13 protein-coding genes are annotated in these 16,841 nt (G+C 55.1%); all 13 read left to right on the top strand.

The window, feature by feature from the left end; genetic code table 11:
• The first annotated feature begins 288 nt into the window (after positions 1–288).
• The 13 genes from G7K71_RS02665 to trmFO all read left to right on the top strand — a co-directional run bounded on the left by G7K71_RS02665 (position 289) and on the right by trmFO (position 16,836).
• Positions 289–1,179 carry an AAA family ATPase gene (locus G7K71_RS02665; protein WP_166343260.1) on the top strand — a complete coding sequence of 297 codons (891 nt, stop codon included), beginning with the start codon at positions 289–291 and terminating at the stop codon, positions 1,177–1,179.
• Positions 1,180–1,198: 19 nt separating this feature from the next.
• The gene (locus tag G7K71_RS02660) at positions 1,199–1,600 is read left to right on the top strand and encodes a hypothetical protein (protein ID WP_166343258.1); all 402 of its coding nucleotides are present in this window, start codon (positions 1,199–1,201) and stop codon (positions 1,598–1,600) included.
• A 333-nt stretch (positions 1,601–1,933) separates the two neighbouring features.
• Positions 1,934–4,612 carry a DEAD/DEAH box helicase family protein gene (locus tag G7K71_RS02655; RefSeq protein ID WP_166343256.1) on the top strand — a complete coding sequence of 893 codons (2,679 nt, stop codon included), beginning with the start codon at positions 1,934–1,936 and terminating at the stop codon, positions 4,610–4,612.
• Complete coding sequence (locus tag G7K71_RS02650; protein WP_166343254.1) at positions 4,609–6,117, top strand: type I restriction-modification system subunit M; 1,509 nt, start codon at positions 4,609–4,611, stop codon at positions 6,115–6,117. The genes G7K71_RS02655 and G7K71_RS02650 overlap by 4 nt, the downstream gene beginning before the upstream one ends.
• Positions 6,110–7,330: a restriction endonuclease subunit S gene (locus G7K71_RS02645; protein WP_166343253.1), complete on the top strand. Its 1,221-nt coding sequence runs from the start codon at positions 6,110–6,112 to the stop codon at positions 7,328–7,330. The genes G7K71_RS02650 and G7K71_RS02645 overlap by 8 nt, the downstream gene beginning before the upstream one ends.
• A complete protein-coding gene (locus G7K71_RS02640) occupies positions 7,330–8,223 on the top strand; it encodes a hypothetical protein (protein WP_166343251.1) in 894 nt (297 codons plus the stop codon). The genes G7K71_RS02645 and G7K71_RS02640 overlap by 1 nt, the downstream gene beginning before the upstream one ends.
• A gap of 376 nt (positions 8,224–8,599) precedes the next feature.
• Complete coding sequence (locus tag G7K71_RS02635; RefSeq protein WP_166343249.1) at positions 8,600–8,896, top strand: hypothetical protein; 297 nt, start codon at positions 8,600–8,602, stop codon at positions 8,894–8,896.
• Positions 8,897–9,169: 273 nt separating this feature from the next.
• The gene (locus G7K71_RS02630) at positions 9,170–9,337 is read left to right on the top strand and encodes a hypothetical protein (RefSeq protein WP_166343247.1); all 168 of its coding nucleotides are present in this window, start codon (positions 9,170–9,172) and stop codon (positions 9,335–9,337) included.
• Positions 9,334–10,878 (top strand): recombinase family protein, encoded by a 1,545-nt coding sequence (locus G7K71_RS02625; RefSeq protein WP_166343245.1) that lies wholly within the window; start codon positions 9,334–9,336, stop codon positions 10,876–10,878. The genes G7K71_RS02630 and G7K71_RS02625 overlap by 4 nt, the downstream gene beginning before the upstream one ends.
• 3 nt (positions 10,879–10,881) lie before the next feature.
• Entirely contained in the window at positions 10,882–11,514 is a 633-nt protein-coding gene (locus G7K71_RS02620) for a DNA polymerase domain-containing protein (RefSeq protein WP_207712597.1), read from the top strand.
• Between the two features lie 570 nt (positions 11,515–12,084).
• Positions 12,085–13,194 (top strand): DNA-processing protein DprA, encoded by a 1,110-nt coding sequence (gene dprA, locus G7K71_RS02615; protein WP_166343243.1) that lies wholly within the window; start codon positions 12,085–12,087, stop codon positions 13,192–13,194.
• A gap of 85 nt (positions 13,195–13,279) precedes the next feature.
• Positions 13,280–15,523 carry a type I DNA topoisomerase gene (topA, locus tag G7K71_RS02610; RefSeq protein ID WP_166343241.1) on the top strand — a complete coding sequence of 748 codons (2,244 nt, stop codon included), beginning with the start codon at positions 13,280–13,282 and terminating at the stop codon, positions 15,521–15,523.
• Complete coding sequence (trmFO, locus tag G7K71_RS02605) at positions 15,523–16,836, top strand: FADH(2)-oxidizing methylenetetrahydrofolate--tRNA-(uracil(54)-C(5))-methyltransferase TrmFO (protein WP_166343239.1); 1,314 nt, start codon at positions 15,523–15,525, stop codon at positions 16,834–16,836. The genes topA and trmFO overlap by 1 nt, the downstream gene beginning before the upstream one ends.
• Positions 16,837–16,841: the final 5 nt, after the last annotated feature.

Below are 16,841 nucleotides of genomic sequence, written 5' to 3'. Positions count from 1 at the left end.
ATGATACACGCCGGAGGACTGCTGGGGTTAAATAAATGGGGGCGCCAATAGTAAGGAGGATGAAGCATCACCCATTTACGAAGCGGCCACCAGAGGGACGTCACCCTCTGCTCAGTCACGGGCCGAAGAAGATTAAAAAGCACTGGCGTTCGAAAAGCGGGAAGCGGTACCTACTTGGAATAAAAGGGGCTGAAAAAACCCATTGTTGGTTTTCGGGATAGCCTTATCAATCATTGGCATAGTTCGTGGAAATGAGTTTGGGGTGTTCGTTTTCGGGGAGGGATGTAAGTGGCCACAACGATTTCATTTATCAACTTTAAGGGCGGCGTCGGAAAAACCACTTTGTGCGTGGAGATTGGAGCGTCCCTTGCGTCTAAGTTTAATGAAAGGGTTCTATTGATAGATCTTGATCCTCAGACCAACGCAACCCTTTATCTAATGAGGGAGAAGGACTGGAAGGAACACTGTGAGACTAAAGGCTCTCTTTACAATTTTTTTTCAGCCAGTCTAAAAGGTGAGGTGTTCGACCTGTCCCAAATAGTGGTTAAGGCACCTGTAAACCACTGGCAGCTTAAAAATTTTGACTTGTTGCCATCGAGTCTTGAGTTATTCGGCATAGATTTAGAACTGGCAACAAGGTTCGGTCACGGTGATTTAAAGCCGAAGTTATTCTTGAGGGATGCCCTGAAGGACCTCCAGTCGGACTACGATTACGTGCTCATTGACTGTCCCCCAAACCTATATCTGGCTACTCAGAACGGTTTGTTTGCTAGTGATGGCTATGTTATAGTCGCGCTTGCAGAGTATCTCTCGACTGTCGGAATATCATATATTCAGAGGGCTATCGGTAAGATATTCGACGATGCAAACGAAAGATTGGGAATGGCCGGGTCGGCGGCAAGATTCAGGGTCCCGGAATTGGTCGGAATAATATTTAACCGATTATACTCACAGGAACGCGGAACGGTTGCCGAGGAGACAACAATGATAAGGATCGAGATGCAGTATGGAGACAAGGTGTTCAAGACGAAAATCCCGAGGTCGACAAGAATTGCCGAAAGGCCGGGTCTATCGCAAAAAATACCCATAGCAGTATCGGGCTACGCCGCCGACCGCGCCTACGAGCAACGCATGGCGGAAGTGGCTGAAGAATTCTACGACCGTCTTACAGCTCCTTAGGGGAGGGGATCAGAATCTTATGGAAAGAAAAATGGAAGGTGAAATCAAGAGAACAGCAAGAGCCCAACTTATCGAAATATCGAAAACCTTGGAGACCTTAGCCCAACAGTTCAAGACCCTGGCTAATTTAATGGACGAGGGATCGGCGAGCACAGCTCAAAAGAAGAAAGAACCCCCACTCCGAGAAGATCCAGCCCACATCATAGAAAAACTCAAACTCAAAACTATTAGCCGGGAAGAGGCGGAAAGGCTGCTTGAAGGATTGAAACATGAAGAGTTGGGTAATATATTCAGCACTATTGGCCCAAGTAGAGATCGCAAAAAACCTAAGAAATGGCTAATTGACCAGATCCTTTGGCATTACTACGATTTTGAAACGGGACATCGGATTCTAAGGGGTGACCGGGAATTGGAACGGTAAGAAGAATGCCGCCTGTTTGTTGCCTAAATACACTACAAGTACGGCAATTCTGCCGCCCTCAGTATCACCTTGGGGGGATGGGAAGCCGTATAAAACTTGCACACTTTGCACAGGACTTCATTTTGCTTTCAGGCTGTGGCGAAAAAGACAGCACGCAAGTGCAAGGTTTCGGGGAAGGCTGTGGACAGGGCGCTGGGAAAGCTGTTTAAGTGAGAACGGAGTTACATGTGGCTAGACACGCGCTGGCTCTCCCAACTCTTGAAAACAGATTCTAGGGGGTACCCTCTAGGATCCGCCCACAATATGGAATAGGTGCCGGATGAGGGTGAAGGCATGAATGAAGCGGATACCCGGGCAAGACTGATCGAACCTAAACTCAAAGTTGCCGGTTGGACGGATCAGCAAGTCACTCGTGAGTTTTACTACAATCGAGACCACCAGTACACACGCGGGCGTATTATTCTCGTCGGTGATCGGGTTCGCCGCGGCAAACCACGTAAAGTGGATTACCTCCTCCGCGTTTCCGAAAGTTTTCCTATTGCCGTGGTGGAGGCGGAAGCCGAAAGTAAACCACCTGAAGCAGGGCTTGAGCAGGCCAAAGAATACGCGATGGATCTGAGCCTGGCTTTTGCCTACTCCACCAACGGTCATCAGATTATCGAATATGATTTTTTTACCAAGTCGAGTAGGACTTTAGACAGTTTCCCTCGACCGGAAGAACTTTGGCAAAGGTGGAAGCTTAACACGGGTTTGGCGGCGCCGAAACAAGAACGGGTTGCGGAAGCCCGGGCATCTTACCACGTCCCGGGCGCACGGTGGGAAGGTAACCCGCTTCTCTATCCTTATTGTCCCAAATCCATTTGTGGCCGTAGCCCTTTCTATTTTCAAGAAGTAGCAATCCGGGAAGCCATCAAACGCCTGATGCGGGGACAGCGCCGCGTACTTTTGGCCATGGCAACCGGGACAGGAAAGACGTTTGTCGCCTTCCAGATCGTGTGGAAACTTATAAAATCTGGTTGGCTGAAACTGCGCCATCCCGAACGCCCCGCTCGGGTTCTCTTCCTGGCCGACCGGGTGGTCTTGCGCGATCAAGCTTATAACGTTTTTTCTCCTTTTGCCGATGGTACCAGCGATCCGCGCTACCTCATCGAAGGCCACCCACCTAACCTTAACCGAGATCTCTACTTCGGGATTTATCAGACATTGTGGAGCCCCGACGAACACGGTATGCGGCTATTTGAACGCTTCCCGGCTAACTTTTTCGACCTAGTCATCATTGACGAATGTCACCGTTCTGGTTGGGGCACTTGGCGGGAGATCCTCGATCATTTCGGAAGTGCTATTCACCTGGGTATGACGGCTACACCCAAGCAGGATGAAAACGTGGACACTTACGCCTACTTTTGTACCGAAGAGCCAGAGGTGGCCGTTGACCCTGAGCATCCCGAACATGGTACCTGGCGCCCGCCCGCATTCCAGTACAGCCTCGGGCGGGGTATTGAGGACGGTTTTCTGGCCACATATAAAGTTCACCGTGTCCGCACCACGTTAGACAAGACGGGCTTGCATCTGCAAGATGCTATTGAGCAGGGGGCCGAGGTTTTTATTCCCGAAGAAGTAGAACCGCGCGAAGTTTATACCACACCCCAGTTCGAACGCGAGATAACTCTTCCGGACCGTACTCGCGCTATGGTCCAGCACCTGGCCAAACTCATGCGCCGTTTCGGTCCGATGGATAAGACGATGGTTTTCTGTGTAGACACCGAACATGCCCGGCTGGTGGCGCGGCTCCTGCAGGATGAATTTGGGCCGGAGACCGGACTGGACAACTATGCTGTACCCATCGTTTCCGAGGAGGGGGAGCAGGCACGGCGCTGGCTGGAGGATTTTGCCGACTCTGACAAAAAGTCGCCGGTGGTTGCCACCACGGCCGAACTCCTTTCCACTGGCGTAGATGTCCCTGCCTGCAAAAACATCGTTTTCATGAAGACCCTTTCTTCGCCAATTCTCTTTAAGCAAATCATTGGACGCGGCAGCCGTATTGACCAAGCCACGGAGAAATACTGGTTCCGTATTATTGACTTCGCCGGGGCCACACACCTTTTCGACCAATGGGACCGCCCCGCTGGGCCACCGCCGCAATCACCTGTTGGGCCATTCACCGCCATCTTGACCGGCTACGTCTTCCACTCCCAAACGGGGGAACGCATCGTCGGAGCACGGATTTCGGTTCGCACCGGCCCCAATACCCAACAAGGGCCTATTCTCACCGATGAAAACGGTGCCTTTAACTTCACCCATCTGCCTGCTGGCCACCTTACTGTAATATGCAGCGCGCCAGGTTTCGCCTCCCGGGAACTCCGGGTCGAGACTCTGGCCGACGAGACAGTTACCGTAGAAGTACCGCTTAAACCGGCCCGCAAGAGTGCTGCCAGGATCCGCGTTGCAGGGCTGGAGGTCACCATTGCTGATGAGGCAGTCTTCCTCATCGAAGAAACGGGGCAACAGTTGACGTTAGCCGAGTACCGGGACTACACGCGCCGACACATTGTCCGTACGGCTCCAACTTTTCAAACCTTGCGGGCGATCTGGGTGGATCCACTCAAGCGCCGCGCTTTCCTGGAGGATTTGCGCCGCCAAAGCATCCACCCCGAAGTGCTAGCCGAAGTGATGGACCAATCAGAAGCGGATACCTTCGACCTCCTGGCCCACCTGGCCTTTGGAGCCCTTATCCGCACCCGCAGCGAGCGGGCGACAGCCTTCCACAACCGCGAGCAGGCTTTCATCTACGGCTTTGGCGAAAACGCCCGCCGGGTCATCCTGGAGCTTTTGGAGAAATACCGCGTCGGTGGCATTGAGGAATTGCAACCCGAGGTGTTCAGCTTATCGCCGTTCCGGGAGTGGGGTGGCGCCTTCACTATCAGCCGTTGGTTCGGCACGCCTCAGGCTCTGCGTGCGGCCATAAGCGAAATGCAACAGCGAATATACCCTGAAACAGAGGTGAAAGCATGAACGGACCTCAGACCCGTGAAGCCCTTGCAAATGAAATTTGGCGGGCTTGCGATATCCTGCGCCGCGACAATAACTGCGGCGGCATTATGGAGTACATAGAGCACCTGTCTTGGTTGTTTTTTTTGCGCTTCCTGGACGCCCAGGAGGAAGAATGGGAAATCCAGGCGCAGTTAGCCGGACGTACCTATAAACCCGTTCTGGATACAGAGTACCGCTGGCGCAACTGGGCCACCAAAGACTTACCTGCCGATGATCTCCTTGCCTTTGTCCACGGCCGCCTTATTCCCTACCTGCAGACCTTGGGTGGCGACCCTCTGAGGGAAACCATCCGCAGCATTTTCGCCGAGCGCAACGTTATCGTTTGTGCTTCGGGCTACAATCTTAAAGACGTACTCGAAATCGTGAATGGCATTGACTTTCACAGTCAAGACGATATCTTTACTGTCTCTCAAGTTTACGAAGAATTACTGCGGCGGCTGGGAAATGAAAACCGCCTAGCCGGTGAGTTCTATACCCCCCGTCCGGTGGTGCGCTTTATCGTTGAACTGGTGGATCCCGTAATCGGCGAGACGGTTTACGACCCGGCCTGCGGCACTTGCGGTTTCCTTGCCCAGGCTTACCTTTGGATGAAACAAAAAGAAAAAACTATAGAGGATCACCGCACCTTGCAAGAACGTACCTTTTTCGGTCAGGAAAAAAAGCCTGTCCCGGCGCTTTTAGGTCTCATGAATATGGTTCTGCACGGGGTGGCCGCGCCACGTGTGATGCGCAAGAACACCCTGGAAGAGAATATCCGGAACGTTTCCGAACGCTTCGATGTGGTGATGACCAATCCGCCCTTTGGAGGGACAGAAGGACGGCACATCCAGCAGAACTTTCCCATTCAGTCGAATGCAACGGAACTACTCTTTCTCCAGCACATCATGAAAAAGCTCAAACCCCGCGACGGTACCCGCTGCGGCATGGTTATACCCGAGGGTACTCTTTTCCGCGGCGGGGCGTTTGCCGAGGTGAAACGTGACCTATTGGAGCAGTTTAACTTACATACCATTGTAAGCCTTCCACCGGGCACCTTTGCTCCTTATTCGGATGTCAAGACGGCTTTGATCTTCTTCGAACGGCCAGGCCCGACAAGGGAAGTCTGGTACTACGAGCTACCCTTGCCCGATGGTTTTAAGAAGTTCAGCAAGGGCAATCCCATCCAGGATGCACATTTCGCCGAAGCGCGGCAACTATGGAAAAAGTGGGACATCTACCGGAAGGGGCTGGGGACCCGTGAAGCCTGTCTTTCGGAGCATTCCTGGATTGTGCCCATCGAAGAGGTCAAGAGTCGCGGCTACGACTTCACCGCCCGCAACCCGAACCGCCCGGAAGGTGAGACCCTGCCATCGCCAGTGGAAATCGTGGCTGGGTTGTTGGAAAAAGAGCGCGAGATTTTGAGCATTATAGAGGAATTAGATGAACTTTTGAGCAACAGCCATAATGGAAGGGAGCGCCATGACTGACGGTCCTTACAAGTTGCCCGAAGGCTGGCGGTGGGTGAGGCTGGGTGAAACATGTGAAATTAATCCGAGACGTCCACATTTGAATCGAGAATTCAATACCCCCACATCTTTTGTTCCAATGGCAGCGGTGGATGAAACCTGGGGAACTATCATAGGCCTTGAAGTCCGTCCCTATGTCGAAGTGCAAAGGGGTTATAGATATTTCCAAGAGGGCGACGTGCTCTTCGCAAAAATTACTCCCTGTATGGAGAATGGAAAAGCAACGATTGCACGTGGCCTGATTGATGGTATTGGATTCGGTTCGACAGAGTTCCATGTTTTGCGTCCTCGACCAGGCACCTCTGCCGAGTGGATTTGGTGCCTTGTTCGCCAGGAAAGTTTCCGAGCAGCAGCGAAAGCAGTATTTCGCGGAGGGGTTGGCCAACAACGGGTTCCCCAGGAATTTTTGGAGTCATATTTGATACCTCTCCCACCCCTGGACGAGCAGCGGCGCATCGTGGCGAAGGTAGAAGCCCTGATGGCGCGGGTGCGTGAGGCGCGCCGCCTGCGGGCCGAGGCCAAAAAAGACGCCGAGCGCCTGATGCAGGCAGTTTTGGCCGAAGTTTTTCCCCGCCCAGGCCAGGACCTGCCCACCGGCTGGCGGTGGGTGAAATTGGGGGAAGTGGTTATTCGCAAATCAGATGTTATTCAACCCTCTAAGGAGCCAGGCAAATTATTTAATTACATTGGTTTGGAGCATCTTGAAGCAGGTCAGTGGGCTGAACCAGGAGAAAATTGGGTATCTGGCGCAGAGATAAGGAGTTCCTGTATTCGCTTCCACACTGGTTATGTTTTATATGCTAAGCTTCGCCCAAATCTCAACAAAGTGGTTGTCTGCTCAAAAGAAGGAATTGCATCTACCGAGTTTGTACCAATGGTTCCTATGAAGGAAGTAATTCCAGATTATCTGGGGGCATACTTACGCTCACCATTATTTGTTGTATATGCGACTCACAATACAAGTGGTAGTCGGATGCCACGAGTGAGAATGGACGCTTTATGGGAAGCATTTATCCCCCTCCCACCCCTTGAGGAGCAGCAGCACATCGTGGCCTATCTGGATCAGGTCCAGCAACAGGTAACGGCGCTCAAGTACGTTCAAGCCGAAAACGAAGTTGAACTTAAGCGCCTGGAACAGGCGATTTTGGATAGAGCCTTCAAGGGGGAATTGTAATGGTTACAGGGGACTTCCGCTTCAAGCGGTATAAGTTACCTCCCGAGGCGTTTGCTATCGGACCAAAAAAAGAGCCAGAACCTAGTGACCTGGTAGATGAAAAAACATGGCGTGATCTCGTGTGGCTTACAGATGATGTTTCCTTACGAACCAGCGAGCACCACGGGACGCTCTTGCGGAAAGCTAATCAGCTCACGGGCCATTGGATAGAGATGGTGCTTGACATTCAATCTTTGATACAGAACCCTCGGGATGACGCACTTGCACTGGCTTGCCTTGATGTGTACGACGATCTTCAAGCCTCCATTTACACGATGCTCACTGGCTTTTACCGACAGTCCATTGCTACTTTGCGGATGGCTTTGGAGGAGACATTGGCTGGAGCGTATTTCCGTGCATACCCAAACTCTACCAAGGTTCAGCAGTGGGCCGATGGCCTTCGGGAAGGGCAGCTCTGGGTAAGAGAAATCCGTAAAAAGCTTAGCAAGATCGAACCTTACTCTTTTTTCGAAACAGGAGAGTATAAACTCTGTGGCAAAGATGGATGGGTAGATTTTTTGTATGGTCGCTTGAGTGGATTCAGCCATGGGCGCCCGTTCTATACGGACGAGGAAGGCAATCGGGTCCCTACAAGCAATGTTGGGCTATGGGGCGGAAGTAACGGCCCTGTTTATGAACCAAGAGCAGTGAAACTTTGGTCAGCGTTTTTCTTCGACACGGCGCTTCTTTGTCTAGTGCTGGTGGGGTTAGCCGAGAAGAGACTCCTCGATCTTGAAAGGCCAACGAGCATCAGTTTCAAGGAATTTTTGGAGCGCGCAATATTCTGGCATCTTGACATCGCGCCTCCCCATCCAGTAGCACGCGAGATCGTACGGTTTTTGGGGTTGTTATAGGGGATTTTTTCTTTGCTTTCAAGAGATCTCTGGATATAGGCAGAAAACGGAATAGCACACAGAGTGAAATAAATAACTTGATACGAGGTGTTTCAGGGGAGCTGCAGTGAAGAGGTTTGCCACCGGCGGCAAATTTCCGTGAGCAAAGGGCTTTAACCCCGGCGCACCTGGCAGCGAGGCGCAACACGTCCTCCCAAAAGGCACGGGTTTCATCCCTGTGCCTTTCGCTTTTTCAGGGGAGATGACGTGACCGTGCGCGTAAAGCTGACCGCCGGATGACACTTTTTCACACCTGCTGACACCGGCAGTTTGCCCCGCCGTTCGCACCCCGGTATAATACTAGTGTGATATACTAGTGCAGGGGTGGCTTTGGAGTATGCGGGACAGGAAAGTAATGCTGTACCTGGAAGAGCGGGAATACCGGCGGCTGAAGGAGCTGGCCGGGCAGGAAGGCAAGAGCATGAACGCTTTCGTGGCCGGGCTGGTCCGGAATTTCGACATGCCGAAGCGGAAGGCGGCTGAGTGCAGTGAATACCGGTGCCAGGAATGCGACAGGTCCATTTGGGTGGATATGTGGCTGACTGCCGCTCCTCCGACCAGGTGCCCCTGGTGCGGCGGGGAGCTTGCCGACTGCGGGCGGTGGGGAACGGTGGTCCTGGGGAGGGTGGAGTAAACAGCGGGTCCCGGAGAAATTTCCGGGACTTATTTTTGCTGAAACCGGGCTGTAAATGCCCGAGTTGCAAAATTTTGCAGGTCGGTAACCAGATACTGGCAGGGAAACAGGGTTTGCCGGAAAGTGTTCCCCGGGGGACACATTCCGGCTGATTGGGACCGGGCTGTAAACGCCCGGCTTTTTTTATTTTGGGAGCCAGCCATGTCTTTTTCTGTTTTATCTGGGGCAGGATAAGACCGCTTAAAAGGCGAAATTTAAAAGGGGGAGATAGCGTTGGCTCAAAAAACTGCCAAGAAGCCGAAAAAGGAGGAATTGAAGGTGCAGGTAGTGTATGACTTTGCAGCGGGAGAGACCGCACTGCAGAGTGCCTACGCGCTGCTGGCCTCCTTCCTGAAAGAAACCGTGGAGAAAGAACCTGAAAGCGGGGCGAAACAGGCTTGAGGGTAGGCATTTACGTCCGGGTGAGTACGGACGAACAGGCACGGCACGGCTACAGCATAGCGGAACAGGAAGAGGCCGGAAGGAAAAGGGCGCTGGAAATTGCCGGGGAACGGGCTGAAGTGCACGTATTTTCCGACCCCGGACAGTCAGGGGCCGCCCTGGACAGGCCGGGGCTTACCAGGCTGCGCGAGTGGGCCAGGGAGGGCCGTCTTGACGTCCTGATTGTCCGCGACCTGGACCGCCTCTCCCGCAAGCTGGCACACCAGCTCCTGCTTACGGAGGAGTTTGAAAAGGCCGGTGTCAGGCTGGAGTTCCTGGACCACGAATGGAAGAACACCCCGGAAGGCAGGCTTTTTTCTTCCATCAGGGGGGCTTTTTCCGAGTACGAGCGGGAGAAAATCCGGGAGAGGATGGTGCGGTGCAAGCTCCAGAAGGCCAGGATGGGCGGCCTGCCGACATATCAAGAGCCGTACGGCTACCGTCAGGAAAACGGGAAGCTGGTGGAGGACCCCGCCGAGGCCGAAGTAGTGCGGCAGATATACCGGTGGTTCACAACGGAGGACATCGGTCCCGGTGCCGTAGCCGAGCGGCTGGCAGACATGGGTATACCCTCCCCAAAAGGCTGTTCTTTCTGGCACCGTTCGGCGGTCAAAAGGTTATTGAGCAACCCCGCCTACAAAGGGGAGCTGGCTTACAACCGCGCCAGGTGGGAAAAAAGCGGCGGCACCAGGAGGAAAGTGGAGGACAGGAAGACTTCCGAGTGGGTACTTGTCCCCGTACCGCCCCTGGTGGACGCCGCCACATGGGAGCGGGCGCAGGAAAAGCTGGCCGAAGCCCGGCGCAAATACTCCGGCTGGTCGAAGGAAAACTACCTGCTGTCGGGTATAATTACCTGCACCGACTGCGGCAACCCCATGCACGGGATCTGCCACAGGCGGAAGTCGGGCAAAAAGGACCGCTACTATACCTGCTGCCGGGATTACACCGACCCGCACAAGCAGGGGTGCAGGCCCAGGAAACTGCTGCGTGCGGACGGAGTTGAGGCCGCCGTGTGGGACCTGGTGGTTTCCTGGCTGAACGACCCCGAAGCCCTGGCCGCCGAGCTTAAAAACGGCATGGAACCGGAAAACCTGCGGGCCGACCTGGAGCGGATAGAGAAACGCCTGTCCGAAGTCCGGAAGGGCAGGAGCAACATTCTCCGGGCGCTGGCGTCCGGCCTGGCCGACCTGGACAGCGATTCGACAAAACTGCTGAACGAACTCAGGGAGCGGGAACGCCGGTTGGAAGCGCGCAGGCGCGAAATAGAAGCGGCACTGCTCCGTTCGGCAGCGGACGAATCCAGGATAAAGGACGTGTGCCGCCGCGCTAAGGAGTACCTGGGAATGCTGGACACCCTCAGCTTTGACCAGAAACGTGCCTTGGTCAGGACGCTGGTTCGCCAGGTGACGGTGAGCGGGGGCGGCGGGGACTTCCAGGTTACCGTGTATGCCGCTTTCGCGCCCGCTGCGGCGGCGGTGGCCGTTGAAAAGGGGCGGAAGTAGCACGTGCCCCCTTCGCCAACATCTGTTGCCAGCATTGAAGTGCACGCCTGGCTGTCTACACGGGACAATATAGAGTATCCCAATATTGCCGTAATGGACCTGGATCCGGCTCAAGGCACCACTTTCAGGGACATCCTGCAGGTTGCCCTTTTGGTGCGTCAGGCCCTGGCGGAGTTTGGCCTCCAGGCTTTCGCCAAAACATCCGGGGCCAGGGGTTTGCACCTGTTCATCCCCATCCAGCCGGCATATCCATTCCGGGATGTCGCCCGGGCCATGGAGTATATCGCCCAACTGGTCAACCGGGCCTATCCCGCCCGGACCACCCTGGAACGCACAGTGCCCAAAAGAAAGGGGAAAGTTTACCTGGACTATTTACAGAACGGGCGCGGTAAAACCATGGCTTTTCCCTACAGCCTGCGTCCTTTGCCCGGAGCCCTGGTTTCAACCCCTCTAACCTGGGATGAGGTTCAGTCCCTGAACGTAAACCCGGTGGACTTCAACATAAACACTATTTTTGAGCGCCTGAAGGAAACCGGGGATCTTTTCAGAGACCTCCTGGTGCAGGAACAAAGGCTGGACGGCATTCTGGAGATACTGGCCGGGCCCCATGGATTAACGTTGGGGACGGAAGGTTAAGATATAGCTTCCCTCTTTCCCGGTTTGTGCTGCCGGGGGGTTCTTTTGGTCCCCCGGCTCTTTTGTGCGGGCAGGTCCCCTTTGCCTACCAGGCAGCTATACCTGCATTTAATGCGCCCCCCAGTTGATCTACAATAGGCTTATAAAAAAGATGCCCCTGAAGTATCCCCAGTTTTTTTAGCCCCTGTTTTGGCTCGGTAGCGAGCGACTTGAGCCGAGCGGCCGGCCAAACTTGGCGAGGCGAAAAGCGAAGGCAGGCCCGAGGGCATGGATGCCCGAGGCCGGCAACTGAGGCAGGATGCCGAATTTGCCGGGAAGCCTGCCGGAGCTTTGAGCCGAGCACTAGTTTGGCCCGCGAGGCTCACCGGAGCGAGCGGGAGCCAAAACAGGGTAGTTGAAAAGCGGGGATAACTCAGAAGATGCCCATCTTGCCATCCCTCTGTATGCCGTGGTATCTTTTTACTACCCCGGTCAGTTTCTCTAGTATATATTCATTGGTGGTACAAATTTTCCCATTGGGGCAGGAGTTTTCCCTTTCTTTCCCGAATGCCTTTTCAACCCGAGGTGAGCATGGTGGATGAGAAAATCTACTGGATGGGCTGGCAGTATCTCCTGCCCGGTAGTGCCAAGCGCATCTGGAACCTAGTGGAAAGGTTTGGTTCCCCCGGGGCAGCCTGGATGGCCTCCGGGGAAGCTCTGGTCACCAGGGGCGGTTTTGAGCCACGGGCGGCGGCAAGCCTGGTACGCCGCCGCTCTGAACTGGATCTTCAGGAAGAGCTGGCCCGGTTGCGGGAACAAAATATAACCTATATCACCTTTGAGGATAAGGACTATCCCCAGCTGCTGCGGGTCATTTTTGACCCCCCGCCCGGTCTTTTTGTCCGGGGTACTCTGCCCCCGCCCGGGGGGCAGGCAGTGGCCGTTGTAGGTTCCCGCCGGCCCACCCCCTACGGTGTGGCTGTGGCCGAGAAATTGGGCGGGGAACTGGCCCGGGCGGGGGTAACCGTGGTGAGCGGCATGGCCCGGGGGATTGACAGCGCTGCCCACCGGGGGGCCCTGGCGGCCGGGGGACGGACGATGGCCGTGCTGGGCTGCGGTGTGGATGTGGTTTACCCCCGGGAAAACAAGCGGTTAATGGAAGACATTATCGAAGCCGGGGCGGTGATCAGCGAGTTTCCCCCCGGTTCTCCCCCCGAGGCGTGGCACTTTCCGGTGCGCAACCGGATCATCAGCGGTTTATCCCGGGCCACGGTGGTGGTGGAAGCCGCGGAAAAAAGCGGCGCCCTCATTACGGCCGACCTGGCCCTGGACCAGGGGCGGGATGTCATGGCCGTGCCCGGTCCCGTAACCAGCCCGCAAAGCCGCGGCCCCAACCAGTTAATCAAGCAGGGTGCCCGGCTGGTGGAAAGCGTGGCCGATGTCCTGGAGGAACTGGGTATTACCTGCCTTTTCCCGGGGAAACATCTTCAGTCCCCGGTAATGCCCAGACTTACTGCTGAAGAGGAAACGGTTTACGGGATGCTGTCTGGTGACCCCGTGCCGGTGGATATAATTATTGAAAATACGGGACTGGCCGCGCAACAGGTGTTGTCCGCCCTGATGTTTCTGGAAGTCAAGGGCCTGGTCAGGCAGTTTCCCGGCCGGCTCTACGCCCGGCGTGAAAAACCCACCTGGTTCTAAAGTCTCGGGGTCTTCATACATTTTTAAAAAAGATTCGTGCGGTTAATATAATGGTTAAACCGGAAAAAAAAGAAGGTGGCCTTCTTTGTCCAAAACGCTGGTTATTGTGGAATCGCCTGCCAAAGCAAAAAGCATCGGCAAGTTATTGGGTAAAAAATATACCATCAAAGCTTCTATGGGGCATGTGCGGGACCTGCCCAAAAGCCAGTTCGGGGTGGACGTGGAGCACGGTTTTACACCCAAGTACATCACCATAAGGGGCAAGGGAGAAATCATCAAAGAGCTTAGAACCGCGGTCAAAAAGGCCGACCGGGTGTTGCTGGCTTCCGACCCCGACCGGGAAGGGGAGGCCATTGCCTGGCATCTGGCCAACGTACTGGAAATTGACGAGAATGCGCCTTGTCGCATTGAGTTTAATGAAATTACGAAGCAGGCCGTGCAAAATGCCGTGAAGGCACCCCGGCCCATTGACTACAACCGGGTAAATGCCCAGCAGGCCCGCCGGATACTCGACAGGCTGGTAGGTTATAAACTGAGCCCCCTGTTGTGGCGCAAGGTCAAAAAAGGTCTTTCAGCCGGCCGGGTACAGTCGGTGGCGGTGCGGTTGATCTGCGACCGGGAAGAGGAGATTAACGCCTTTGTCCCCGAAGAATACTGGACCTTGACGGCCGTATTTACCCGCCGGGGAAAGGATCCTTTTGAGGCCAAACTGTACAAGATTGGGGATAAAAAGGCAGAAATAAAAAACCAGGCGCAAATCGAGGAGATCTTAAAGGAGCTGAAGGGGGTCTCCTACCGGGTCGTTAAAATTACCCGCAGGGAAAAAACCCGCCAGCCGGCCCCGCCCTTTACCACCAGCAGCCTGCAGCAGGAGGCTTACCGCAAGCTCAATTTCACGGCCCGCAAAACCATGATGGTGGCCCAACAATTGTACGAGGGGCTGGAACTGGGTAAGGAGGGCCCCGTAGGTCTGGTTACCTATATACGTACCGACTCCACCCGGGTGGCCGTGCAGGCCCAAATGGACGCCCGGGCTTACGTTCAGGAAAAATTCGGCCCCGGGTATGTTCCGGAAAAACCCCGGCAGGTGGCGGCCAGGGGAAGGGCGCAGGATGCCCACGAAGCCATCCGGCCCACCGCGGTGGAACGGGAACCCGAGGCCATTAAGCAGTACCTTACGCCGGATCAGTACAAGCTCTATAAATTAATCTGGTCTCGTTTTGTGGCCAGCCAGATGAGCCCGGCCATTATTGAAACCACCAGCATTGATATTACCGGGGGCCGCTATACTTTCAGAGCTGCCGGGTCAGTGGTCAAATTCCCCGGGTTTACCCGGGTTTATGTGGAATCCCGGGATGACGAAACTAAAGAGGAGGAAGGGGTTCTGCCCGCCCTTTCCGAGGGGGAGGCCCTGGAGGTCAAATCCCTTACGCCGAAACAGCATTTCACCCAGCCGCCCCCCCGCTATACCGATGCCACCCTGGTAAAGGCGCTAGAGGAAAAAGGAATCGGCCGCCCCAGTACCTATGCCCCCATTCTGGAAACAATTATCAAGCGGGGATATGTGGTGCGGGAGAAAAAACAGCTTGTTCCCACCGAGCTGGGGATGGTAGTGGTAGATCTATTGAAAAAGCATTTTCCCGATATTATTGATGTGGAGTTTACCGCTCAAATGGAGGAAAGCCTGGACCGCATAGAGGAAGGGGAAATGGATTGGGTGCGGGTGATCCAGGACTTTTACGGTCCCTTCCAGGAAACTCTTGCCCGGGCGGAAGAAGAAATCGGTCAGGTGACCGTGTCCGATGAAGTCAGCGAGGAAATCTGCGAACAGTGCGGCCGCAATATGGTGGTCAAAATGGGCCGCTACGGGAAGTTTCTGGCCTGTCCCGGCTTTCCCGAGTGCCGGAACACCCGGCCCCTGCTGGAGCCTACCGGGGTGCCCTGCCCCCAGTGTAAGGGGGAACTGGTGGTGCGGCGCAGTAAAAAGGGCCGCAAGTTTTACGGTTGCAGCCGCTACCCCGATTGCGATTTTGTGGTTTGGGATGAGCCGTCCGGCGAAAAATGCCCCCGCTGCGGCGGCATCCTGGTAATTAAAAAGGGGCGGGGTGAACAGGAGGAACTGGAATGTATCAATGAGCAGTGCCGGTACCGGGTTGACAGGGAAAAAAAGGCCGGTTCCAACGGTGAGGCCGCCCGGGATGTGGCCGCCGGGAGTAAACTGGTGGAAGAAAAGCCTTCATTTGACTCCTGGCATAACGATGCTTTGCTGCCCTTGATGGGGGCAAAATCAGGCCGCACTGCAACTCGCGGAACTGGAGGAAGAAGTTAATGGTCGAGGCAGTAACGGTTATAGGTGCCGGGCTGGCCGGCGCGGAAGCGGCCTGGCAGCTGGCCCGGCGGAACATACCCGTTAAGCTCTACGAGATGCGCCCGCATAAGTTTACCCCGGCCCATCACACTGGCTTCTTTGCCGAGCTGGTATGCAGTAATTCCTTAAGGGCTATAGCCCTGGAAAATGCCGTAGGCTTGTTAAAAGAGGAAATGCGCCGGCTGGACTCCCTGATCATGGCCTGTGCCAGTAAACATAGGGTGCCGGCCGGGGGTGCCCTGGCCGTGGACCGGGAAGGTTTTGCCCGGGCAGTTACGGAGATCCTGGAAAACCACCCCCTGGTTGAGATTTGCCGGGAAGAAGCTGCTGACATCCCCCGGGAAGGCATAGTGGTTCTGGCCACCGGGCCACTAACCTCTGAGGCTATGTCCAGGTCTTTGCGGAATTTAACCGGCGTAGAGTATCTTTATTTTTACGATGCGGTGGCGCCCATTGTCACGCGGGAGTCCATTAATTTCGACAAGGTCTTTTGTTCCTCCCGTTACGGCAAAGGGGAAGGGGAATACATCAACTGCCCCATGACTAAGGAAGAATACGAACGTTTTCAAGAAGCCCTGGCCACCGCCGAAAGGGCGCCCCGCAAGGAGTTTGAAAAGGAAATTAATTTTGAAGGCTGTTTGCCCATTGAGGTCCTGGCCCGGCGGGGAAAGGATGCCATGCGCTACGGGCCTTTGAAGCCCGTTGGTTTAATTGACCCCCGCACGGGCCGTCAGCCCTACGCGGTAGTCCAGCTGCGCCAGGACAACGCCGCCGGTACCCTTTATAACCTGGTGGGGTTTCAAACCCACCTCAAGTGGGACGAACAAAAACGGGTTTTCCGCATGATCCCGGGGCTGGAAGAGGCGGAATTCGTCCGGTTCGGCGTGATGCACCGCAACACCTATGTCAATTCGCCAATCCTGCTTTACCCTACCTTTGAGTGCAAAAAGCGGGCCGGACTTTTCCTGGCCGGGCAGATGACCGGGGTGGAGGGCTACGTGGAGTCGGCCGCTTCCGGGTTGATGGCCGGTGTCAATGCCGCCCGGCTTTACCGGGGCCAGCGGCCCGTGGTTTTTCCTCCAGAGACGGCCCACGGTTCCCTGGCCCATTATATTACCAGCGCGGATCCGAAGCATTTTCAACCCATGAATGTTAACTTCGGTTTATTCCCTCCCCTGGACGAAAACATCAGGGACCGGCGCAGGCGCAACCTGGCCCTGGCCCAGCGGGCGCTGGAAACTCTGGAAGGGTGGAAAAAGGAAGTGGGTATATAAAAAGG

The organism is Desulfofundulus sp. TPOSR, from assembly GCF_011393055.1.
Taxonomy (GTDB): Bacteria; Bacillota; Desulfotomaculia; order Desulfotomaculales; family Desulfovirgulaceae; genus Desulfofundulus; species Desulfofundulus kuznetsovii.
The sequence above is the reverse complement of the archived record's forward strand: the minus strand, read 5'-3'. Positions and strand labels throughout refer to the sequence as shown.

Coding starts and splice junctions, on each gene's coding strand:
- G7K71_RS02650 (WP_166343254.1), top strand. CDS start 4,609: ATGAACGGACCTCAGACCCGTGAAGCCCTTGCAAATGAAATTTGGCGG.
- trmFO (WP_166343239.1), top strand. CDS start 15,523: ATGGTCGAGGCAGTAACGGTTATAGGTGCCGGGCTGGCCGGCGCGGAA.
- G7K71_RS02635 (WP_166343249.1), top strand. CDS start 8,600: ATGCGGGACAGGAAAGTAATGCTGTACCTGGAAGAGCGGGAATACCGG.
- G7K71_RS02655 (WP_166343256.1), top strand. CDS start 1,934: ATGAATGAAGCGGATACCCGGGCAAGACTGATCGAACCTAAACTCAAA.
- G7K71_RS02640 (WP_166343251.1), top strand. CDS start 7,330: ATGGTTACAGGGGACTTCCGCTTCAAGCGGTATAAGTTACCTCCCGAG.
- G7K71_RS02660 (WP_166343258.1), top strand. CDS start 1,199: ATGGAAAGAAAAATGGAAGGTGAAATCAAGAGAACAGCAAGAGCCCAA.
- dprA (WP_166343243.1), top strand. CDS start 12,085: ATGGTGGATGAGAAAATCTACTGGATGGGCTGGCAGTATCTCCTGCCC.
- G7K71_RS02645 (WP_166343253.1), top strand. CDS start 6,110: ATGACTGACGGTCCTTACAAGTTGCCCGAAGGCTGGCGGTGGGTGAGG.